Source organism: Pseudomonas sp. No.21 (assembly GCF_054558415.1).
Genome location: NZ_BAAJNO010000009.1, coordinates 251,125 through 273,982, shown reverse-complemented (window position 1 = coordinate 273,982; position 22,858 = coordinate 251,125). Strand labels below are relative to the sequence as shown.

At 66.3% G+C, this 22,858-nt stretch carries 14 protein-coding genes; 7 read left to right on the top strand and 7 right to left on the bottom strand.

Annotated elements, in window-relative coordinates; translation table 11 throughout:
* Positions 1 to 76: 76 nt before the first annotated feature.
* From ACYJSS_RS20425 to ACYJSS_RS20415, 3 genes are all read left to right on the top strand, one after another.
* Positions 77 to 943 (top strand): DMT family transporter, encoded by an 867-nt coding sequence (locus ACYJSS_RS20425; RefSeq protein WP_236205537.1) that lies wholly within the window; start codon positions 77 to 79, stop codon positions 941 to 943.
* A 139-nt stretch (positions 944 to 1,082) separates the two neighbouring features.
* Positions 1,083 to 1,847, top strand: a complete 765-nt coding sequence (locus ACYJSS_RS20420; RefSeq protein WP_236205538.1) for a CHAD domain-containing protein — start codon at positions 1,083 to 1,085, stop codon at positions 1,845 to 1,847.
* Between the two features lie 156 nt (positions 1,848 to 2,003).
* Positions 2,004 to 3,365, top strand: a complete 1,362-nt coding sequence (locus ACYJSS_RS20415; RefSeq protein WP_236205539.1) for a CSLREA domain-containing protein — start codon at positions 2,004 to 2,006, stop codon at positions 3,363 to 3,365.
* 49 nt (positions 3,366 to 3,414) lie between these two features.
* Here the strand turns inward: ACYJSS_RS20415 and ACYJSS_RS20410 are convergent, their stop codons facing one another.
* Positions 3,415 to 4,587, bottom strand: a complete 1,173-nt coding sequence (locus ACYJSS_RS20410) for a hydroxymethylglutaryl-CoA reductase (protein ID WP_111260245.1) — start codon at positions 4,585 to 4,587, stop codon at positions 3,415 to 3,417.
* A 369-nt stretch (positions 4,588 to 4,956) separates the two neighbouring features.
* Between ACYJSS_RS20410 and metE the strand changes: the two genes are divergently transcribed.
* Together metE and ACYJSS_RS20400 are read left to right on the top strand one after the other, a co-directional pair.
* The gene (gene metE, locus ACYJSS_RS20405; RefSeq protein WP_236205540.1) at positions 4,957 to 7,260 is read left to right on the top strand and encodes a 5-methyltetrahydropteroyltriglutamate--homocysteine S-methyltransferase; all 2,304 of its coding nucleotides are present in this window, start codon (positions 4,957 to 4,959) and stop codon (positions 7,258 to 7,260) included.
* Between the two features lie 566 nt (positions 7,261 to 7,826).
* Positions 7,827 to 9,902, top strand: coding sequence for a phosphocholine-specific phospholipase C (locus tag ACYJSS_RS20400; RefSeq protein ID WP_111260247.1), 2,076 nt, complete (start codon positions 7,827 to 7,829; stop codon positions 9,900 to 9,902).
* A gap of 117 nt (positions 9,903 to 10,019) precedes the next feature.
* Here the strand turns inward: ACYJSS_RS20400 and ACYJSS_RS20395 are convergent, their stop codons facing one another.
* The 3 genes from ACYJSS_RS20395 to ACYJSS_RS20385 all read right to left on the bottom strand — a co-directional run bounded on the left by ACYJSS_RS20395 (position 10,020) and on the right by ACYJSS_RS20385 (position 12,119).
* Positions 10,020 to 10,562 (bottom strand): hypothetical protein, encoded by a 543-nt coding sequence (locus ACYJSS_RS20395; RefSeq protein WP_236205541.1) that lies wholly within the window; start codon positions 10,560 to 10,562, stop codon positions 10,020 to 10,022.
* 28 nt (positions 10,563 to 10,590) lie between these two features.
* The gene (locus tag ACYJSS_RS20390) at positions 10,591 to 11,193 is read right to left on the bottom strand and encodes a hypothetical protein (RefSeq protein WP_111260249.1); all 603 of its coding nucleotides are present in this window, start codon (positions 11,191 to 11,193) and stop codon (positions 10,591 to 10,593) included.
* A gap of 197 nt (positions 11,194 to 11,390) precedes the next feature.
* Positions 11,391 to 12,119, bottom strand: coding sequence for a Crp/Fnr family transcriptional regulator (locus ACYJSS_RS20385; protein ID WP_021220183.1), 729 nt, complete (start codon positions 12,117 to 12,119; stop codon positions 11,391 to 11,393).
* A gap of 170 nt (positions 12,120 to 12,289) precedes the next feature.
* On the opposite strand from ACYJSS_RS20385, the gene ACYJSS_RS20380 reads away from it, so the two are divergent.
* The gene (locus ACYJSS_RS20380) at positions 12,290 to 12,607 is read left to right on the top strand and encodes a DUF3509 domain-containing protein (protein ID WP_111260250.1); all 318 of its coding nucleotides are present in this window, start codon (positions 12,290 to 12,292) and stop codon (positions 12,605 to 12,607) included.
* Between the two features lie 12 nt (positions 12,608 to 12,619).
* Here ACYJSS_RS20380 and ACYJSS_RS20375 read toward each other — a convergent pair whose 3' ends face one another.
* A complete protein-coding gene (locus tag ACYJSS_RS20375) occupies positions 12,620 to 12,778 on the bottom strand; it encodes a hypothetical protein (protein WP_158545581.1) in 159 nt (52 codons plus the stop codon).
* 120 nt (positions 12,779 to 12,898) lie between these two features.
* A complete protein-coding gene (locus ACYJSS_RS20370) occupies positions 12,899 to 13,231 on the bottom strand; it encodes a hypothetical protein (RefSeq protein WP_111260252.1) in 333 nt (110 codons plus the stop codon).
* A 369-nt stretch (positions 13,232 to 13,600) separates the two neighbouring features.
* On the opposite strand from ACYJSS_RS20370, the gene ACYJSS_RS20365 reads away from it, so the two are divergent.
* Positions 13,601 to 13,831: a hypothetical protein gene (locus ACYJSS_RS20365; RefSeq protein WP_236205542.1), complete on the top strand. Its 231-nt coding sequence runs from the start codon at positions 13,601 to 13,603 to the stop codon at positions 13,829 to 13,831.
* Positions 13,832 to 14,139: 308 nt separating this feature from the next.
* Here ACYJSS_RS20365 and ACYJSS_RS20360 read toward each other — a convergent pair whose 3' ends face one another.
* A complete protein-coding gene (locus ACYJSS_RS20360) occupies positions 14,140 to 22,761 on the bottom strand; it encodes a glycoside hydrolase family 94 protein (RefSeq protein ID WP_111260254.1) in 8,622 nt (2,873 codons plus the stop codon).
* Positions 22,762 to 22,858 lie beyond the last annotated feature (97 nt).

Below are 22,858 nucleotides of genomic sequence, written 5' to 3'. Positions count from 1 at the left end.
GATACTGGCTGGCCGCTTACCCGCCGAGGCATAGTCGAGGTCTTTTCTTCGATGGATGCGATGGCGGAGGCCGGACATGGACGTGTTCATGGGCTTGCTCGCCGCCCTGCTCTGGGGTGGTACGGATCTGATGGTGGGGCTCAATGCCCGGGCCGTCGGGGTGAAGCGGGCGGTGTTCTTCAGCCAGGCCCTGGGCCTGGTGCTGATGAGCCTGTTGCTGGCGGCCGTCCCTGCGTTCTTCGACAGGCTCGCCAGCGCAGCGCCCGGGGACTGGGGCATGGGTGTGCTGGCGGCCATGTTCACCGTCTCTGGCGCGCTGGCGTTGTCGAAGGCCTTCTCCATCGGCAAGGCGACGATCATCGCGCCGCTGATCACCTCCTATGGCGTGGTCACCACGCTGCTGTCCTGGGCCAGCGGCGAGCGGCTCAGCCTGTTGCAACTGGCGTGCATCAGCCTGTGCGTGCTCGGGGTGATTCTCTCCAGCATCCAGAAGGGCGCGGATATCCCGCGGCATATCGAGCCCCGCCGTTCCGTCGCCTACGCTTTGCTCGGGGCGTTGCTCTACGGCACCAGCCTCTGGCTGCAGGGCCATTTCACGCTGCCCCGGCTGGGGACGGTCGGCATGCTCTGGTTGGGCTACCTGGTGGGTATAGGCGTGCTGCTGACGCTGATGCTGAGAAGCCGCGACAGCCTGAAGGTGCCCGGCCCGCGCCAGGCCTTCGCGCTGGCCGGTACCAGCCTGATGAACCTGGGCGGTTTCTCGGCGTTCGCGCTCGGGGCGATGGCGGGTTCGGTGGCGGTGGTCACGGTGATCAGCACCCTGTCGGGCGGTGTCGCGGCGATCCTCGGCTACCTGTTCCTCGAGGAGCGCCTGTCGACGATCCAGGTCGTCGGGGTGACGCTGGTGCTGCTCGGCGCCATGGTGCTGCACGTGAAGGCATGACCGTCATGCAGGGGGCGCAGCATGCCCGCGCCGGTAGGAAAAATGGCGTGACGAATCCCGTGTTCCTGGCGTTGTGCCAACGCCCTTATGCTAGGCCCGGCTCCACGCCGGCCACTGATTACTCACCCTGGAGTGCCCGATGTCCTTCGTCGACTCGATCGTTGCGCAAGTGCTTCGAATAGAACTGGGGATTCACCACAGCTGCGTGCGCCTGCTCTGTCGCACGGATGACGAGGCGCTGCACGACCTGCGCATCGGCCTGCGCCGGCTGCGCAGCCTGCTGCGGCCCATCCGCAACCTGGAGTCGGTGCGCGAGCTGGACGCCGCAGCAGCCGAAGTGGGGCGGCTGACCACACCGATCCGCGATCTGGAGGTGATGATCATCGAGCTGCAGCGGCAGGGGCTGCCCGACCTGGCGCAGCCACGGCGCCAGCGCCTGGAGCAGGGCTACCGGATGGTCGAGGACAGCCCCACCATGCGCCGGTTGATGACCTGCCTGGACGACTGGCCGGAGCTGTTCCGCGATGCCCAGCGGGCGGGCGAGTTGCGAGCGCTGCGCGACTTCATCCGCAAGCGCCTGAAGAAGCAGCGCGACCTGCTGGTCGCCGCCCTGCAGGACCCTGCCTATGACCGCCACGCACTGCGCATCCTGGTCAAGCGCATGCGCTATGCCCACGAGGCCTACCCGAGCCTGTCGCCGATTTCGCCCAAGGCCGCGGCCTCTCTCAAGGCCGTGCAAGGCGCCCTGGGGGATTGGCACGACCACTTCCAGTGGTGCCTGAAGGTCGACGCCGAGCGCGACCTCGAGCCCTTGCGCCGCCCCTGGGAGATCGCCATGGACGCCTCGCTCAAGGCGGCGGAGGCGGAACTGCAGAACCTGCTGGAGCGATTGCAGGCGCATTGAGCGGGGCGTTCGGCAGGCGCAGGAACAGTCTTCAGGAATCTTCCGTGGGTTCGGCGGGTCAGTTGCTAGCGGCACCCGCCGCAGTAGTCCTGAATCCACAGTGATGTTGGCCTCAGCCGGGCTGTCGAGCGCTGATTCCTGAACGAGGAATTTCCCATGCCAGGCCATTGCCACCGAACCCTGCTGCTCACCTTTTCCCTGGCCTCGCCCCTGGCCGCCGATGCGCTGGACCTGCGGGTCAGCACCTTTGCCGACGAGGACGATGGCCAGTGCACGCCGGCCCACTGCTCGCTGCGCGAGGCCGTCTCGGCCGCCAACGCCGCGCCGGGGGAGAGCGTCATCCGCCTGGAGGCCGGCGACTACCTGTTGCACAAGGCCAACCCCGACCCCGGCCTGAACTGGCCGGTGGAGGAAGATGCCAACGCCATCGGCGACTTCGATGTCCATGGCCGGGTGAGCCTGATCGGCAAGGGCGTGGGCGTGACCCGCCTCGACGGCCAGGGCCTGGACCGCCTGCTTCATGTACACGCCGGCGCGCAGGTACGGCTGCGCGGGCTGACCCTCACCGGCGGCCGCCAGATCTACGACGGCGGCGCCGTGCTCAACCGTGGCCAGCTGTACCTGTACCAGGTGGAACTGGTCGGCAACCGCGTCGCCGTCTACATGCCCTATCCGGCAGCGCTGGCCGGCAACGGCGGGGCCATCGCCAACTTCGGCGTGCTCGAGGTGCAGCGCACGACCTTCCGCGACAACCGCAACGCCGGTGAGGAGGCCCAGGGCGCGGGCCTCGGCGGAGCGCTCTACAACGAGGGCGCGATCACCGTCCGCGACAGCCTGTTCACCGCCAACTGGGCATCGGACTACAGCGAGATGGGCATGGGCGGCGCGCTCTACAACCAGGGCACGGCGGACATCGCCCGCACCACCTTCCAGGGCAACCAGGTGCTGCGCAGCGGCTTTGGTTCGGCCATCGCCAACGCCGGGTGGATGCGCCTGGCCAACAGCACCCTCTCCGGCAACCGCAGCATCGAGCGTGGCGCCTTCGAGAATGGCCACCCCTGGCTCACGGAGCTGTCCGCGCAGTCCCGCGCCGAGCTGGTCCACGTCACCATCGCCGGCAACGACGGCTGGGGGCTGACCAACCGGGGTGATCTGCTGCTGCGCAACAGCCTGATCGCCGGCAACCGCTCCAGCGAGTTCGAGGACGTACGCAACTGCCGCAACCAGCCGGGCGCGGTGGATTTGCGCGCGCGCGGCCTGCTGCTTGGCACGGACGCCGGCAACTGCATCGCGCAAACCTACATCGCCGACGAGATGACCTTCACCCGCCACCTGTTCCCGCTGCAGGACAACAACGGCGCCCTGGTGCACCCGCTCAGGCGCACCAGTGCCGCCATCGACGCCGGTGTCGGCAATTGCGCCAGCCATGACCAGCGTGGCCTCGACCGGCAGCGTGATGGCGATGGCGACGGCCTGGTCAATTGCGACCTCGGCGCGTTCGAGCGGGCCTATCCCTGAGCCCGTGGCAGAGGCGGGCAGGCCCGGCCCGCCAGCCGGGCCTGCACCCTCAGCGGTTGCGCCCCAGCGCCTCGTGGCTGCTGACCCAGTCGCCGGCCAGGATCGCCGAGGTCAGGGATACGTCCCCCGCCAGCACCACGGCCGCGATGATTTCCGCCAGCTTGTCCGCCTTGCCGGCGCCGTGGCAGCCCAGCAGCTCCAGGCATTCCCGCTGGGTCGGCAGGTTGGTGCCGCCGCCATGGGTGGCGCAGATCACTGCGGGCAGGGTCACCGACCAGTAGTAGTCGCCGTTCTCCAGCAACTGCCCGTAGGTGATGCCGCCGTGGGATTCGGCCACGTTGGCCGCGTCCTGCCCGGTGGCGATGTACATCGCCGCCAGCCCGTTGGCCGAGTGCGCGCCGCTGTAGGCCGAGCCGGCCTGGAAGGCGCCCACGGCGGCGATCTGCCGGTAGCGGTAGAGGTTGGCGGGGTCGACGCGCAGCAACTCGTGGGCCACCTCGCGCTTGAGGGTGAACTCGGCGATCACCCGCTTGCCCCGGGTCTGGATCATGTTCATGGCCGAGTGCTTCTTGTCGGTGTCGATAGCGCCGGAAAGGATGTATCGCGGCCGCAACGGGTGGTTGGCCTTGATCCATTCGCAGGCGGCGTAGGTGGCCTTGCTGGTCATGTTCTGCCCGGCGGCATCGCCGGTGGTGTAGCAGAAACGGGTGTAGAGCATGTTGGCCACCGGGTACTGCTCGATCTCGAACAGCTTGCCGTTGCGGGTGGTGGTTTCGCTCGCCGCCTTGATCGCCTCGAACTCGCGCACCAGCCAGACGCCGAACTCGCGGGCCTGCAGCGCATCCTCGAAGAAGAACACCGGTGCCCGCTGCATGGAGTGCTTGACCACCGTGGTCTTCACCCCGCCGGAAGCACTGATGGCGCGCATGCCTCGGCTGTAGCTGGCCAGCAGCGTGCCTTCGGTGGTGGCCATGGGGATGTAGAAGTCGCCGCGCGCATGCTCGCCCTCTATGCGGAGCGGGCCGGCCAGCCCCAGGGGCATCTGCACCACGCCGATGAAGTTCTCGATATTGCCCTGGGTGACGGCCGGGTCGATGGCGTACTGGCCGACCGTGTCCAGCGCGGCACCGGTCTGCTCCTTGATGAAGTCACGGCGTAGCGTGGCCTGCTCGCGGGTGTAGTCGTTCTCGGGGTTGCGGGGAATGGGGGCGCCTCTGGACATCGTGCTCTCCTGCGGGGTCGGGTGATTCAGCCTAGGTGAAGATCCATGACCCCCGAGTGTGCCCACGGGCAGCGTCGCCGACATGACCGACCACGCCAATCGGATGATCCAACGCGTCAATCTTCGAAGGCCGACCGGGGGCAGGACCTGATCTTCCAGCAGGCGATGGAGGCGCCGGATCGGCACAGAATGGCGGCCGAGGCGCGGCGGCAGGGGGTGAGCGGGGACCAGGGCTGCACCTTGGATAGGTGGTTTTCCCGCCACGAAACAACATGAGTGAAACTTGAGTTCATGAAGAATTAATTGAGTTTGTCTCATGTGTGCCATGCACCGAGAATTCCCCCATACATTTTCGATGGAGGAACACCCATGGCCTTGGCACACACGCTTGGCTTCCCACGGATCGGTCGCGACCGCGAGCTGAAGAAAGCCCAGGAAGCCTTCTGGAAGGGCGAACTGGATGAGGCCGGCCTGCGCGCCGTTGGCCGCGAACTGCGCGCGGCGCACTGGCAGCTGCAGAAGGACGCCGGCATCGCACTGCTGCCGGTGGGCGACTTCGCCTGGTACGACCAGGTACTGACCCACTCGCTGACCTTCGGCGTCATCCCCGAGCGTTTCCGTCACGGCGACGCCAAGCCCAGCCTGCACACCCTGTTCGCCATGGCGCGTGGTTCCGTGGCCACTGGCCATGGCGAGAGCTGCTGCGGCGGCGCCCATGCGCAGGAGATGACCAAGTGGTTCGACACCAACTACCACTACCTGGTCCCCGAGTTCACCGCCGACCAACAGTTCGAGCTGAGCTGGGAGCAGCTGTTCGAGGAAGTGGACGAAGCCAGGGGGCTGGGCCACGAGGTCAAGCCCGTGGTGATCGGCCCGCTGAGCTACCTGTGGCTGGGCAAGGCCAAGGGCGGGGATTTCGACAAGCTGGAACTGGTCGAGCGCCTGTTGCCGCTTTACGGCCAGATCTTCCAGCGCCTTGCCGCCAAGGGCGTGGAGTGGGTGCAGATCGACGAGCCGATCCTGGTGCTGGACCTGCCCCAGGACTGGAAGAACGCCTTCGAGCGCGTCTACAACCTGCTGCAGCGCGAGCCGCTGAAGAAACTGGTCGCCACCTACTTCGGCGGCCTGGAAGACAACCTCGGCCTGGCCGCCGGCCTGCCGGTGGATGGCCTGCACATCGACCTGGTGCGCGCTCCCGAGCAGTACCCGACCATCCTCGACCGCCTGCCGGCGTACAAGATCCTCTCCCTGGGCGTGGTCAACGGCCGCAACGTCTGGCGCTGTGACCTGGAGAAGGCCCTGGAGGTGCTGCAGCACGCCCACGAGCGCCTGGGCGATCGCCTCTGGGTCGCGCCGTCCTGCTCGCTGCTGCACAGCCCGGTGGACCTGGAGCGTGAAGACAAGCTGGATGCCGAACTGAAGAGCTGGCTGGCCTTCGCCGTGCAGAAGTGCGGTGAGGTCGCCGTGCTGGCCCGTGCCCTGGATGAGCCGGAAGCGCCCGAGGTGCTCGCCGCCCGCGAAGCCAGCCGCCTGGTACAGGCCAGCCGCGCCGCTTCGCCGCGCATCCACAAGCCCGCCGTGCAGGCCCGCGTCGCCGCCCTGCGCCCGGACGATGCCCGGCGTGCCTCGCGCTTCGCCAAGCGCATCGCCCAGCAGCGCACGCTGCTGGATCTGCCGGCTTTCCCGACCACCACCATCGGCTCCTTCCCGCAGACCTCCGCCATCCGCCTGGCACGCCAGTCGTACAAGCAGGGCAAGCTGTCCCTGGCCGAGTACACCGAGGCCATGCACAGCGAGATCCGCCACGCGGTGGAAGTGCAGGAGAGGCTGGGGCTGGACGTGCTGGTGCACGGCGAGGCCGAGCGCAACGACATGGTCGAGTACTTCGCCGAACAGCTGGACGGCTACGCCTTCACCCGCTTCGGCTGGGTGCAGAGCTACGGCTCCCGCTGCGTGAAGCCGGCGGTGATAGTCGGCGACCTCAGCCGTCCGAAGCCGATGACCGTGGAGTGGATCCGCTACGCCCAGGGCCTGACGCAGAAGGTGATGAAGGGCATGCTGACCGGCCCGGTGACCATGCTGATGTGGTCCTTCCCCCGCGAGGACGTGAGCCGCGAGGTACAGGCCCGCCAGCTGGCCCTGGCGATCCGCGACGAGGTGGTCGACCTGGAGGCCGCCGGCATCAAGGTGGTGCAGATCGACGAAGCTGCTTTCCGCGAGGGCCTGCCGCTGCGCAAGTCGCAGTGGCAGCACTACCTGGACTGGGCGACCGAGGCCTTCCGTCTCACCGCCAGCGGCGTGCGCGACGAGACGCAGATCCACACCCACATGTGCTACAGCGAGTTCAACGACGTGATCGAATCCATCGCCGCCATGGACGCGGACGTGATCACCATCGAGACCTCGCGCTCGGACATGGAATTGCTGGATGCCTTCGAGGCATTCGCCTACCCGAACGAGATCGGCCCGGGCGTCTACGACATCCACTCGCCGCGCGTGCCCACCACGGACGAGATCATCAAGTTGCTGCGCAAGGCCGCCCGGCGCGTGCCGGTCGAGCGGCTCTGGGTCAACCCGGACTGCGGCCTCAAGACCCGCGCCTGGCCGGAGACCGAAGCGGCCCTGGTCAACATGGTCGCTGCGGCACGGCAACTGCGCCGCGAACTGGCCTGAGCCCAGGCGAGCAGCCAACCAACGGGACGCCATGCGTCCCGTTTTGCATTACACGGTGCACCCGGGGCATGGCGATGAGCCCCAGGTTGGTTCCGAGCGCAGCCAGGCCCTACGGCGCGATGCCGGGCCGGCGCAGGATGCGTTGCTCCGCGTAGGGTGGAGGTCGCTTTTTTCCTCCACCGATCGGTGCCCGGCCGGGCACCGATGGTGGATGGGGGCGGCGGCGTCCCCCTGCGACCGCCGCCACACCGAGCGGTGGCCACGCGCTTATCCGAGGGTTGGTCTGTACCACTCGGAATCGACGGCGCGTACTGGCACGGCGATGTCAGCAACCGCTCTATCCTGGGCCTTACCAATCGGCCGGGTCTGTCAAGCGAAAGCTGGCCTAGACCAAAAACATGGCCTGGAAGCGTGATCGGGTTGGCATGAATTGTTGTTGCAAGGCGTGTTGAAACCAAAGCGTCTTTTTCCATTACTAGCGTCGCCTGTGTTCGAACATCTCGCTGCCAGCGTCATGGAAGCGCTCAGCAGCCTTTTGCCACTCATACGACCTGGTGAGTTCCCCGATGATTTCGAAAAGCAGAAGAAGCTTCATCCAGCTGGCGGCCGGCACGGTCGGTGCCACCGTCGCCAGCAGCCTGCTGCCGGCCAGCATCCAGGCGGCGCTGGCGATCCCCGCGCACCGCCGCCACGGCAACCTCAAGGACATCGAGCACGTGGTGATCCTGATGCAGGAGAACCGTTCGTTCGACCATTACTTCGGCACCCTCAAGGGCGTGCGCGGCTTCGGCGACCGCATGGCCATTCCGCTGCCCGACGGCCAGCGCGTGTGGCACCAGAAGGGCAGCAAGGGCGAGGTCCTGCCGTACCACTTCGACACCCTCACCACCAGCGCCCAGCGCGTGGACGGCACCCCGCACACCTGGCCCGACGCCCAGCAGGCCTGGAACGAAGGGCGCATGGACAAGTGGCTGCCGGCCAAGACCGAGCGCTCCCTGGGCTACTACAAGGAACAGGACATCGCCTTCCAGTTCGCCCTGGCCAATGCCTTCACCGTCTGCGATGCCTACCACTGCTCGTTCCAGGGCGGCACCAACCCCAACCGCCTGTTCCTCTGGACCGGCACCAACGACCCGCTCGGCCAGCACGGCGGCCCGGTGACCACCAACGACCACGACAGCGAAGGCCCGGTGGAGCAGGGCTACACCTGGACCACCTACCCGGAACGCCTGCAGGCCGCCGGCATCAGCTGGCGCGTGTACCAGGACATGGCGGACAACTTCTCCGACAACCCGCTGATCGGCTTCCGCCAGTACCGCGCGGCCGCGCCGGATTCGCCCCTGATCGTCAACGGCCTGAGCACCTGGAAGCTCGATGCGCTGAAGCGCGACGTGCTCGCCAACACCCTGCCGCAGGTGTCGTGGATCGTGGCGCCGGCCAAGTACTCCGAGCACCCCGGCCCGTCGAGCCCGATCTGGGGCGCCGAGTACACCGCCTGGGTGCTGGATGCGCTCACCGCCAACCCCGAGGTGTGGAGCAAGACCGCACTGCTGGTGATGTTCGACGAGAACGACGGCTTCTTCGACCACATGGCACCCCCTGCCGCGCCGAGCCTGAATGCCGACGGCACGCTGCACGGCAAGACCACCGCCGACGCCACCCTCGAATGGCACACCCAGGGCGACACCCGCTACCGCAACCAGCCCTACGGCCTCGGCCCGCGCGTGCCCATGTACGTGATCTCGCCCTGGAGCAAGGGTGGCTGGGTCAACTCCCAGGTGTTCGACCACACCTCGGTGATCCGCCTGCTCGAACAGCGCTTCGGCGTCATGGAGCCCAACATCAGCCCCTGGCGCCGCGCCGTGTGCGGCGACCTGACCTCGGCGTTCGATTTCGCCAACCCCAACGGATCGTTCCCGGGGCTGCCGGACACCAGCCAGGCCGACGCCATCGTCGCCAGCCAGATCAAGCTGCCGAAACCCAAGCCGCCGGCCGTGGCCGCCATGCCCGTGCAGGAAATGGGCATCCGCCGCGCCCGGGCGTTGCCTTATGAACTGGGCGTGCACGCGCGCTACCGCGCAGGCGAGGAAGCCCTCAGCCTCACCTTCGCCAACACCGGCAAGGCGGGTGCGGTGTTCCAGGTGTTCAACCTGCTGGACAGCGTCAGCGCGCCCAAGCGCTACACCGTCGGCGCGCACCGCCGCCTGCACGACAGCTTCCCGGGCAACGCCAGCGGCGACTACCACCTGGAAGTGCACGGCCCGAACGGCTTCCTGCGCGTGTTCCGCGGCAACCTGCGCCGCGACGCGGCGGACCGCAAGGCACCGCTGCCGGAAGTGCGCGTCGACTACCAGCCGCTGCTCGGCAGGCTGCAAGTGCAACTGATCAACCGTGGCCGCCAGCCGCTGAAGCTGACGATCAAGGACAACCTCTACTTCCGTGGCGAAAGCCAGACCCTCACCGTCCCGCCGGGCCAGCGCAGGGAAGTGCGCTACTCGCTGCGCAGCAGCGGCAACTGGTACGACTTCAGCGTCCGCGCGCAAGGCGTGGAGGGCTTCCTGCGCCGCTTCAGCGGGCGCATGGAAGACGGCCGCCCAGGCTTCAGTGACCCGGGCATGGGGCTCGGGTCGTTGACCTTCTGAGGGGGAGGCCTGGCCCGCTTTGGCGGGCCAGGTCGGGGGGCGGTTACGGGGTTCCTGCGATCGGGAGTCGCTGCGGTGGGCATTCGAGACTGGGCAGCGGGCCTATTCGGAGCGGTCCTATCGAGGCTCGGCGTCGTTCACGAACGTCCACATGCTCCCATCGAATTTCAGCGTGCCGCGAACGATCCCGCTCGGGCAGCACAGCGCATCTTCGCCTCTGAGTTTCCTGCCTTCGTAGCGCAGTGCGCCGTCCTCCAGATAAAGCCGCTCGACGATTCTTGGGGGCCTATTCGCGATTCGGGAATGCTCAGGGCTGATATAGAGCTTGTCGTAGCTCCCATAGACCACGACCGCTATCTGCGTTGCCTGCATCTGCGAGCCGCCACTGCACCCCAGGTCCAAGGCATACAGCGCCACGTGAGCCCTCCGGTCGAGGGTGTAGGGCACGACGTTCTTGGGGGCCATCGCATAGCTGCAGCCGAGGGTGCTGGCGTATCGCTCCACCAGTGACGGGATGTTCTCGATCTCCTCGGCGATGCGTTGTTCCTGAAGGCGAACGTATGCCGCCACGCTTTCCTCGGTATCTCCTAGCGCCACCGGTGAAAGCAGGCCCAGCAACACAGCACAGGCTGCCAGGCGCTTCCGTTTAAACCTGTCCATCCGCAATTCCTTTGCCATGGTGGTGTGATCAATCCCCTCGAACCCGCTTCAGCCAGTTCCAGAAGGGGTCGCTCGATTCATCGTCGTCCATGCTCGCGGTGCTGTGCACGATCTCCTTCGCGCGCACGGGGATGCTCAGTCCCAGCGTGCGCTCGACGTGCTCGCGGAACAGGCGTGGGGGCGGCGGGTAGTCGGCGTCTTCGTAGTCGGCGTCCTTGATCTGCTGGGGCGTCACACCGAACTGCTCCGGCCAGCAGAGTTCGTCGTAGCCGATGGCGAGCAGGCGCAGCAGGTCTTCGATGGTCTGTGTCAGCACGCAGAGCATCACCGAGCCGGAGCCCGAGCCCAGGTGGACGATGCGCTGCTCGCCGGCATCGTCCAGCCAGAGGCCTGCCCAGGAGCCGTCTCCGCCCGTCCTGAGGAAGATCACCAGCCGCTCGTTCACCGCCGGGGCGTCGCTGTTGGTCCAGGCGCGGGTGTCGGTCGGGTCCGGTACGTGGATGGAGGTGGTGGAGATGTCGCTGAATTCGGGCTCCGGGTGCAGGGTCATGTAGCGGGTACCGCTGCGGAGCGTACGGACGCAGCCGTGCGCTTCCATCCGTTCGATGGCCTGGCGCAACAGGCTGGGCATCGGATTGGCGGCCGGAAAGGCGGCCGCAACCTCATCGGAGAATCTCATTTCGTCCCTGGTCTGCCCTGTGGTGGATGGCGGGGTGGATATCGGCGCAGATTACCCTGCGCGCTCCTCGGCTGGCGTTACGGGGCTCACGTTGCTAATCGAGTCGGGATTCTGGTGGCGGTGGGGGGGCGAGGCTTGATCACTACCGTTCAGGCAGTGTCCTGGGAAGGCAGGTAGGGCAGGAGACGCTCGGTCTCTTTGCGCACCACCGCGTAGCACTCGCAGCTCAACGCTTCGAGCCTGGCCCTGTCCAGCACCCTGATGTGGCCACGGCTGTATTCGATCACGCCCTGGCGTTGCAGATTTCCAGCAGCCTCGGTAACGCCTTCGCGACGCACCCCGAGCATATTGGCGATCAGTTCCTGGGTCATGTTCAGCGAGTTTCCGGACAGCCGGTCCAGCGACAGCAGCAGCCAGCGGCACAGCTGCTGGTCGATGGAATGATGGCGGTTGCAGACGGCGGTCTGGGCCATCTGGGTGATCAGCGCCTGGGTGTAGCGCAGCATCAGTTGCAGCATCTCGCCATGGCGGTTGCATTCGTCCTTCAGACGTTGCCCCGGCAACCGGTAGGCGTAGCCGGCGCTCTGCACGATGGCGCGGCTGGGCGTGCTTTCGCCGCCCATGAACACTGCGATACCGATCATCCCTTCGTTGCCTGCCACCGAGATCTCTGCCGATGCGCCGTTCTCCATGACGTAGAGCAGGGAAACGATGGCGTCGATGGGGAAGAACACATGGCGCATGGCGTCGCCTGATTCGTAGAGCACCTTGCCAAGCGGGAACTCGACGAGCTCAAGGTGGGGCTGCAGACGCTTGCGCGCGTCGTCCGGCAATGCGGACAGCAGGTGGTTCTGCTGGGGCTTGGGTATGCGGGTCATAGTGGTCGCCTAGGGGGAAGTGGAGGCCCCAGGTGGCCCACACTACTCCACTTACGCGTCCACGTACGGTGCCTTCCTGGTCTCCATGGGTGCGCTGGCGTACAGACGCCAGGGGATGGCTCGTGCAACCTACGGGGCTGCGGACAGATCCGTCGCTCCCAGGGGGGCCCATGAAACCTATTACCACCTATCTCGCCAACTCCTTTCCCGAACACAGTGTGACGATGAGCGCGCGACCGGGCGGTAGCCTGGTGGTGTGCCTCGAGCGGGCGGGCAATCGCTACCTGAGAGTAGTTGCCGCCGGTGCATTGGCCGATGCTGACCAGCTTGACGCCCTGGTCAAGCAGATTCAGCTGGATCTCAAGTTGAGGAAAGGGGGGGAGCTCTGGCTGGCTACGGATGGCCACCGGGCCGGCATTGAGTTGCCCACCTACAGCGGCATGCCGCTGCGCCTTGGCAAGAAACCGTTCATGGCAAGGCCTCAGTGAGGGGGCGACAGGCTAGCGCCTGTCAGGCTTGCCGGGAGTATCCAGGGGCAAGGACAGCTGCCTGTCGTACAGGGCGATTTCGGCGCGCAGTGCTTCAAGGAACTGGCGTTTGTCCTGTGTCGATTTGCGCCGTTCCGGCGGATCGACGGGGTTCGATTCGAGCGCGTCCATGCGGTCTTCCTCTGGCGTGTGCATGAATCCCTCCGTCCGCCGTGGTGGCGGAGCGTTCATTTGAACGTGGGAAACGATCCGGATGGGGCGAGACAGGTCGGTACCGTGGGCGTGGGGACTCTACTCGTAGCGTCGCTCCGGCCTGCAGGCCTTCAGGAGCTCCGCACCGGTCGTCTGACAGGCTCTCGGCTGCAGGGTGCGGATGGCGCGGCGGGCGAGTGATGCCTGCAACGCATCCATGGCGTTGCGTGCCGCTTCGTAACGGGCCTGCAGTTCACTCGCAGCGCTGCTGCGTTCTTCCGGGGAAAGCTCGCAGCGTTTTCTGATGATGGCGTCGATGGCGATCAGGAACTGCTGCAGTTCTTGGGTCCGTCGTGCACGTATCGCCCGTTCCTGAGCGGTTTCGGGTATGTGGCCCGGTGGGGGCGTGGCACTTGCAATCGAAACGGTCATGGTGCTTCCCGGGTCTGGGTTGAGGGTAGTCCGTACAATTGCAGACTTCGCCCATGGGTGTCGGTGCGTTGGAGCACTTATATCGGCCCTAAGCGCCCTAACGCACCGAGGCCGACGGGAGCATCTGCGATGCTCGCCAGGAGCGAGCGCACCTGCGAAGCCTTGTGAGGTAGAGATGAAAAGACATTCCGATCCCAATCTGGTCCGTCGGCCCGGCAAGCCTGTGGCAAGGCGCTTCCCGCTTCAGGTCACCGCAGGACAGTTGCTGCTCAGGCGTTGTCTGGAAACCGACGAGAGGGATATCCATGGGCCTGCGGGCGAGCCGTTACACCAGGGGCCGCAGCCATGAGCGGCCGTGGGCTACAGGGCATGCGGCTTCCTTTCTACTTCGTCATCGACCGGGAAAGCGGCAATGTGATCCGGTTGATACGGCGCGAGAGCGTCCCGGACGACACCCCGACCATCATCCACCTGTTGGCCCCCTGCTCGGGGCAGCGGCGCCATGCGTCGTTGTACGCCTCCGGCAGGGACCTGATCCACGCGTCCCATGTGCTGGATGATTTCGACAGCGCCTGCCTGCGACGCCGGGTTGCCCGTTAAGCGCGCCAACGCACCGAAGTCGCATGCGAGCCTGGCTAAGCTCAAGGCCCCGGAACAAGATCCTGCAGAGCCGGGTTGCCTTCGAGGGCCCCATGAAGATTCCATGCCACAACGATCCCCTGCTCGATATCCTCTTTTCCCATCCTGAGATCGCGGCAGAGCGGGCTCCGCAACGGCCTATCTATTCACGCGCCGAGCGCTATTCCTTCCCGGACCCATCCGATCCCCCCGCAGTCGCCCGGAAGCACCCTCCCGAGCCCTGCATCGTGCCTTTCGTGGGGCCGCCGGCCCCCTGAGCTCCGCCCCGGTCAGGCCTGCTCAAGGCTTGCCGAGGCTGCTCGGTACAGCGCCACGACCTGGTGCTCGCCGCCGTCGTCCCGTAGCACCAGGGTCGCATCGGCCTGCACCTGCCCATCCAGGCTCAGTGAACCGCTGCCGCTGCCGGCCGGACGGACCTCGATCCGATAACGCGTTGCTCCGAATCGGTAGTGCAGGGTATAGCCCGGCCAATGCGCGGGCAGCAGCGGCTGGATGCGCAGTGTGGTGCCGTTGCGCTGCAGGCCCAGCAGGGACTCGACGATCAAGCGGTACATCCACCCGGCCGAACCCGTGTACCAGCTCCAGCCACCACGGCCTGCATGGGGCGCAGCGCCGTAGACGTCCGCCGCCATTACGTAGGGCTCCACCTTGTAGGTTTCGATCCGCGCGGTGCCGTGCTGGCCGGCCGGGTTGATCATGTGCAGCAGCTCCCAGGCCCGCTTGCTGTCGCCGAGCCGGGCGAAGGCCATGCTTGCCCAGACGGCGGCATGCGAGTACTGGCCGCCGTTTTCCCTGACGCCTGGCACATAGCCCTTGATGTAGCCGGGGTCCAGCGAGCTGTGATCGAACGGTGGGTCCAGCAGTAGCACGATGCCGATATCTCGGCGAACCAGATGCTCGTCCAGTGCGGCCATGGCGCGGCGGGCACGGTCGTCCGGCGCGACGCCGGAAAGCACCGCCCAGCTCTGGGCGATGGAGTCGATCCGGCACTCCTCGTTGCGGAACGATCCCAGCGCTTGTCCGTTGTCGAAATAGGCACGTCGATACCAGCCTCCGTCCCAGCCATGTTCTTCCAGGCTGGCACTCAGCAGTTGCGCCTGTTCGGTACAGCGTTGGGCGAACGAGGTGTCATCTTGCAGGTGGGCCATCTCGGCAAATCGCAGCAGGACTTCATGGCCGAAGAAGCCCAGCCAAACGCTTTCCCCCTGTCCCTGCTCGCCCACCCGGTTCATGCCGTCGTTCCAGTCACCGCAACCCATCAGGGGCAGTCCGCGTTCACCGCGCGGCAGGCTGTTCTCTATGGCTCGCACGCAGTGCTGGTACAGGCTTTCCTCCAGAGGCGAGTGGCCCGGCAGATCGTAGTAGGACTCTTCGCCCGCGTTCAGCCGACGACCTTCGATATAGCCGACCTTTTCGTGCAGCACAGTGACGTCCCCGGTGACCTGGACATAGCGGCTTGTGGCCAGCGGCAGCCAGAGGAAATCGTCCGAGCAGCCCGTGCGCACGCCCCTGTTCTGCGGTGGATGCCACCAGTGCTGCACGTCGCCTTCGGGAAACTGGTGCGCGGCGCAGAGCAGCAGGTGACGGCGCGCGGAGCCCGGGTCGGCATGGACCATCGCCATGCAGTCCTGCAGCTGGTCGCGGAAGCCGATGGCACCGCCAGACTGGTAGTAGCCGCTGCGTGCCATGAAGCGGCTGGCGATGACCTGGTACATCAGCCAGCCGTTGGCCATGAAGTCGATGGATGGATCGGGCGTCTCGATACGGACGGCGCCCAGGGTGTCCCGCCAGTACCTGCGCACCTTGTCCAGTTCACTGATGGCGGCCAGGGTGCCCCGATGCTTGAGCAGCAGAAGGTTGGCCGCCTTGGCATCGTTCTCGAAGCCCAGCCGAAAGACGATCTCGCGGCTTTCACCCTCGTCCAGTACCAAGGGCACCTGGAATGCGCCACAAGGGTCCATGCCTGCGCCGGTGCGGCCGGACAGGCGTCCACGTTCCAACGCGGCCGGCGATGCCAGGTTGCCGTTGCGTCCGATGAACTCGGTGCGGTCGCCGGTGAATCCCGGGTTCTCGGCATCGGTGTCGAGGAAGGCCACTCGGCTGGAGAAGTCGATGGAGTAGGCGTTGCGCGCTAGCAGCGCACCGCTGAAGGGGTCAGCTTCGGTGACCAGGTGCATGGCCGATCTGCTGCGCAGGTCGCCGAGCACCCATTCCACGTAGCTGGTCACCGTAAGCCGGCGGGGCCGGCCGGAGCTGTTGCGTACCTTGAGCCGGGAGAACTTGATCGGTGCCTCCAGGGCGACGTAGACCCACAGCTCGGTGTTGATGCCGTTCTCCTCGTGCTCGAAGACGCTGTAGCCGAAGCCGTGGCGAATTCGATATGCGCCGCGGCCCGGGCAGGGCAGGGGGGTTGGCGACCAGTAGTGACCGCTGTCTTCGTCGCGCAGGTAGAGGGCTTCGCCGCTGGGGTCGCTGACCGGGTCGTTGTGCCAGGGCGTGAGCCGGTATTCGTGGGCGTTCTCACCCCAGGTGTATGCGCTGCCGCTTTCGGAGACGACGCTACCGAGCTTCGGGTTCGCCAGTACGTTGACCCAGGGCGCCGGGGTGGGGCGGTCGCGTTGCACGTCGATGATGTATTCGCATCCGTCGGCACTGAAGCCGCCGTAAGCGTTGGTCAGCACCCGTTGCGGTGGGCGCGGCAGGTCTTGCGGCAGTGCACGTGGTTGCGGGGCTGCGGCGGATGGCTCGAAGCGGCCCAGCGATGGTTCGGCCCGGCGCCTTTGGACCTGCTCGGCGAGGCTGCCCTTGCTGTCGTTGATCACCAGGCGTGCCACGGCGAGGATCAGGGTTCGGTCCTCGCCTGAGAGCTGTTGTGCAGGGCGCACGAAGATACCGCCGGGGCGGTCCACCAGGTTGGCCTCGCTGCCGGAGGTGACCAGCCCCATGATCAGGTCCTGAAGGTGCTGGCGGTAGCCGGCCTGGTCCTCGTTCCAGATCACGAGATCCACCGCCAGGCCTTTCTGCCGCCAGTAGGTGTGGGCCTGCACCATCTGCCTGGCCAGTTCGATGCTGGCAGGAGCGGCGATCTGCAGCAGAACGATAGGTAGGTCGCCGGATATGCCTTGACCCCATAGCCCTGACTGGTTGCGCCGGTTGGCAACCAGCGTCGCCTGGTCGGTGCGCAGTGCGGCATTCGCATAGAGGATGCCAGCCGCCATCTGCTCGAACAGGCGGGCATCCGCCATTGTCGCGTTGAGCTGGCGCAACAGCACCTGGCTGTGGGTCCAGGCGAGGTCGAAGACGCGATCGGCCAGATGGCGGTCGCGGTATTTCTCGATCAGGTGCAGGCAGTCTTCGCGACTGTCCGCGATGCCGGTCACCAGGTCGATGGTGGCTGTCTGGTTGGGGTCCAGGGTGATGCGGCAGCGGATGGCCACGATGGGGTCCAGTACCGGGCCGGCGGTGCCGGAGAGCTGTTCCGTGCCTTCGGCCAGGGCCGCCGGAGCTACCACCGTGCGTCCCCTGCCGATGAAACGGGCGCGGTCCGTCTCGTAGGAAATGCTGTCGATGTCCACGCCGTGCGCTGCCAGGAGGTGGCACATCCAGGGCACCGCCTCGTCGCTGGCGCGGGGGCGGCGGGTGCAGACGATGGCCTGTAGCGGACGCAGCAGCTCGGTCTGCACGAAGAGGTTGCTGAAGGCCGGGTGCATCGCGTCACTGAGTGCAGGTGCCAGCACCACCTCGCTATAGCTGGTCAGCTCCAGGCTCCGTCTCGTGCGGCTGCGGTTGGTGAGGTGCAGGCGCCTGAGCTCGATGTCGTCCTCCGGGGATACGACGATCTCCATGTGGCTGTCGAAGTCGCATTCGCGAACACGGAATTCAGCTCGTGCGTCGGTGAAGATGGCTTCATGGAATTCCGGGTGGCGCAGGGTCGGCTGGTGCGCAGCCGACCAGTAGGCGCCGCTGGCGACATCCCGCAGGTAGCAGAACATGCCGTAGCCATCCCGGGTGAAGTCTTCCTGCCAGCGGGTGATCGCCAGGTCGCGCCGTTTGCTGTAACCGCCACCGGCGTTGCTCAGCATCACGTGGTAGCGACCGTTGGAGAGCAGCTGCACGGCGGGGCGTTTGCGGCCTGGATCAGCGTAGACGCGCAGCTTGGTTTCGTTTTGGCGCGTGGCTTCGTCAGCCGGCGCGTTGGTGGCGTGGATGTACTGGACCGCGCTCTTGGGGACACGCTCCTGCAGCAGAAGCAGGGTGGCCTGGAACTGCGGCACGGACTCGAAGCGGCGCTGCATCGGGCGGTCGAGTAGCAGGCAGGTGAGTGCCAGCAGGCTCATGCCCTGGTGGTGGGCCATGAAGGAGCGGACGATGGCCGAGGACTGCCCACGGGGCAGGCGCGCCTCTGTGAAGTCCACCGCCTCATAGAGTCCGAAGCGGCCCGCGAGGCCCAGCGATGCCAGGCGCTGGAGGTTACGGCAGGCGGCTTCGGGCGCCACCATCAGGGCCAGGACACTGGCGTAGGGGGCTACCACCCTGTCTTCGCCGAGGCCGCGCTTGAGGCCCAGCCCCGGTACCCCGAAGGCGCGGTACTGGTAGTTGAACTGTGCGTCGAGGGTGTTGTAGCCCGATTCGGAAACCCCCCAGGGAATGCCGTTCTGATTGCCATGTTCGATCTGCCTGGCCACCGCCGCGCGGCAGCTCTGGTCGAGCAGCGTGCCTTCGTAGCCGGGCATCACCAGCAGGGGCATCAGGTACTCGAACATCGAGCCGGACCAGGACAGAAGCACCGGTACTCCACCATTGCTGGTGAGCAGCCGGCCAAGGGTGAACCAACCCTCTTGCGGCAACTGGCCCTGGGCGATGACGACGAAGTTGGTCAGGCGCATCTCGGAAGCGAGCAGGTCATAGAAGGCGGTGTCGAGCCGACGTTCATCGACGTTGTAGCCGATCACGAAAAGGTCTCGGCGTGTGTCGTAGAGGAAGGTGAAATCCATGTCCGCCAGTGCGGCCGCCATTTCCGCAAGCCGCTCCAGGGCCTGCACACGCCCGGCGGCGAGCGTGCGCACCGCCTGCACCCTGTCCTGGTGTTCGGGGCTCCAGAGGCGGGCGTCCAGTTGGGCCATCCGGCGCCAGGTGCTGTGTTCCGCATCGCTCGCCTGGAGGGGCTCCGGCAGCTGGAAACGCTGCAGCTCCTGCTGCTGGTCCATGCACTGCCCATGCAACTGGTCGATCCAGAATGCTGCGTCCGTCGTGTCCCCTGGTGACAGGAGGCGGGTGGTATCTGCCGTTCTCTGCAGCAGCCCGATCATCCGGGGAATGTCCGCGAGTCCGCTCTGCACGCTCATCGCCTCGGCCTCGCCGCGCAGATCGATCAGCGCACGGGTATCAAGGTCGGTTGCGAGGAGCGCGTCGAGAACGGTGTCGATGCCGTCCATCAGGCCACCGGCCACGCGCCGATCCAGCAGTCGTTCATCAGCCAGTGCCATGAGACCGGGACGCAGGGTCAGCAGCAGTCCGGCAAGGTTGCCGCTGTCGACGGTGGAAACGTAGCGCGGCGGCAAGGGCTGGAGGGTGCGGGTGTCGTACCAGTTGTAGAAGTGGCCGCGATGGCGCTCCAGCCCGGCCATGCTGGCCAGCATCCGCTCCAGGCGATCCAGGAGGCAGCCACCGCTCAGGTAGCCGAAGTCATGGGCGGCCAGATGGGATAGCAGCGCCATGCCCATGTTGGTGGGTGAGGTCCGATGAGCGATGGCGGCACGTGGCTGCTCCTGGATATTGTCCGGTGGCAACCAGTTGTCCTCCGGGCCGACATATTGCTCGAAGAAGGCCCAGGTCTTGCGCGCCAGCACATGCAGGAAACGCAGGTCGTCGGTGGAGCAGGAGAAATGTGCGATCGCCGCGGGGCGACTGAGCCACCAGGCCAGGGCCGGGCTGACCAGCCAGATGGTCAGGAAGGGGCTGGCCAGTACCAGCACGTCGGGGTTGGGCAGCAGCAGAGCCAGCAACGACAGCGCCAGCAGTGGGGCGATCCACAGGCTGCGATAAAGGCCGAGGAACGCGTTGCCGGTGCTTCGCTCCACCTCCCGGGAGGCGTTCCACTCCAGCAGGTGCCTCCTGCTGACCACCATGCGCCACAGGGTCCGGATGATCGCATCGAGGCTATAGAGCGCTTCGTGAGGCAGCCATGCTAGGTTCAGCAGTGCACGGGTGAAGTGCATGCCGGAGGTTCGAAAGGCCGCCGACAGGTGTTCGCGAAGCGGAATCTCGGGGGTTTTGCGCAGTAGCTCCAGCAATGTGTTCAGCAGCGGTTGGGCGAGCACCAGCAGTACCAGTGCAGAGGTCCAGATGTAGGGCTGGGAGGACACCAGCCAGCCCCAGGCGAGCATGCCCAGGAGCGCCACCTGCTCCAGGCTGCGCCGCAGGTTGTCGAGGATCTTCCAGCGTGCGAGGACGCTCAGGCGGTTGCGTTCGGTGCCGCCTTCGGGGCAGGGCGTCCAGGGCAGCGCCCAGGGCAGCAGTTGCCAGTCACCGCGAATCCAGCGGTGACGGCGCTTGACGTCGGCGCTGTAGCGGGCGGGGTGCTCTTCGTAGAGTTGCACGTCACTGAGCAGGCCTGAGCGCGCGTAGCATCCTTCGATCAGGTCGTGGCTGAGGATGCAGTTTTCCGGGAAGCAACCTTCAAGGGCTTGCTCGAACGCATCGATGCAATAGATGCCTTTGCCAATGAAGGAGCCGTGCTGGAACAGGTCCTGGTAGACATCCGACACGACACGCGTGTAAGGGTCCACACCGGCATCGCTGCCGAAAAGGCGGGCATAGGCCGACCTTGCCGTGCTCGGCAGGCTGATGCCGATGCGTGGCTGGAGAATGGCGTAGCCGCTGCTGATATGTCCCAGGCGCGGGTCGAAGGTCGCACGGTTGAGCGGGTGCTCCATGGCGCCGACGAGCTGGCGGGCGACATCGCGTGGCAGCTGGGTGTCGGTATCCAGGGTGATTACGTAGCGGACCGCCGGCAGCGCGTCGATGTCACCGACTATCAGCGCGAAGCGCTCCCGACCTCGTCCTCGGAGCAGCGCATTGAGTTCCGCGAGCTTACCGCGCTTTCGCTCATACCCCATCCAGGTCCGATCGGACGGGTTCCATTGCCGTGGCCGGTGGAGCAGGAAGAAACGATCTCCCTCGCTGTTCGGGTACTTCGCGTTGAGCGCTTTGATCTGCAGCTGCGCCATGCCCAGCAGGCCAGCGTCCGCGTCGATCACCTCGGTGGGGGCGTCCAGGAAATCAGTGAGCAGCGCGAAGTACAGGTTGCCGTCCCGGTTCGCGAGATAGCGGACTTCCAGGCCTTCGGCCAGTTCCTCGACGTCTCCGGCATGGGCGATCAAGGTGGGTATCACGACCAGGGTGCAGGCATCCCTCGGGATGCCCTTGCTGTAGTCCAGGCGTGGCAAGGGGTTGGGTACGACGGTCAGGGTCACCAGCCAGTTCACCAGGCCGATGGCCAGTCGGCTGGTCATCAGCAGCGCGCCGATGGCGAGCGGTACCAGCAGGTAGGTCGGGACGCCATCGCGCCGCGAGGCGTCGATGAATGGCCAGGCAAACGCCAGCGTGAGGAGCAGGGCGGGCGTCAGGAAGAACGCCAGGGGTGCGCTTCGCAGCAGGCGCTGCCAGCGCTGGGCCATTGGGATGCGCGCCGCGATGCTCCGTTCCAGTTCGGCGAGGCCATGGTCGATCAGGTAGTAACCCACGTGCCCGGTCGGGGCCGTCTCCGGGTTGGCGACGCTGAGCAGGACAGCGGCTTCGGCGACGTCCTCTTCGCTGCGGGCACAGGTCCTGGCCAGGCGTTCGACCTCGTGTCGATAGCGGTCGCGGCTGGCGAAGTCCATGAGCGGGTAGATGCCCGCCGGATCTGTGCGTAGCACCTGTTCGACCTGGCTCAGGTTTTCGACGAATTCACGCCAGTCGGTAGCCGAGAGCAGGCGCAGGCTGCCGATGCTGTTGCCGATCGAGACCTGCTCGGCAGCCTGCTGCTGGGCGTCCAGGCGCACCAGGCGCTCGATGCTGAGGCCTCCTTCGGCAAGTGCCTGCTCGATCCACGTCATGGGCAGGACCAGTGCGGCGCTCTGCCCCTGCAGGCGTCTTGTCAGCTCAGCGACGAAGGACGCGGTGAGCGGAGGGGCGGAGCGCGCCATGTCCGCCACTGTCAGCACCACGCTCTTGGCGTCCCGTTCGGCGGTTTCGATAAGGCGGTCGGCCCAGTCGTTGGCCAGGATGTGCTCGTCCCAGTTGACCATCACCCGCGAGGCGACGCGCCGCAGGTTCTCGATCAGCGCCAGGCGCAGCATTATGGGGATCGCCCATAGCTCGCCCAGGGTCAGGGGCGTGACGCTCTGATAGGCCGCGACGAAGCGGCTCAGGCTCTCGCCGTCGACCCGGCCATCCCCATGGGAGATGGTTTCCAGCGCGATGTCGTAGACCCTGGGCAGGCCCGCCGACGGGCCGCTTGCCAGGCGTGGCAGCTCACGACTGTAGCCTCTTGGCAGATGGCTCTTGGCGGTGCGGATGTGCTCTTCGACCAGGTAGAAGTTGTCCAGCAGCCATTCCGCTGCCGGTGTGACGTTCTGGTTCGGCCCGGGAGCGCTGTTGAGGGCCAGGCAACTGCTGGTCAGGGTGATCTCGTTCTGCGCCAGGCGTGCCAGCAACGTATCGCGGACCGGATGCCGGCCTACATGGTGGTGCTGGGCCAGCCAGGCGCCGTATGCGGCCATCTGCTCGCTGCTGAACAGTTCCGCGCGGAGGATGGGCTCATACTCGAATTTGCGTCGTGAGGTACGCCACTGTGCGTAGCGAAAATGCAGGCGCGCCAGCCAGGCGCGGGTACGAATGCTATCCATATGGGTCCCTTGCACGACGCGCCTGCCTATCGAGCGCAGCAGGCGTGGTGGCGGTGAGCCGGGGTAGATGGCTCGATGAAGCGGCGTGTTGCCCGAG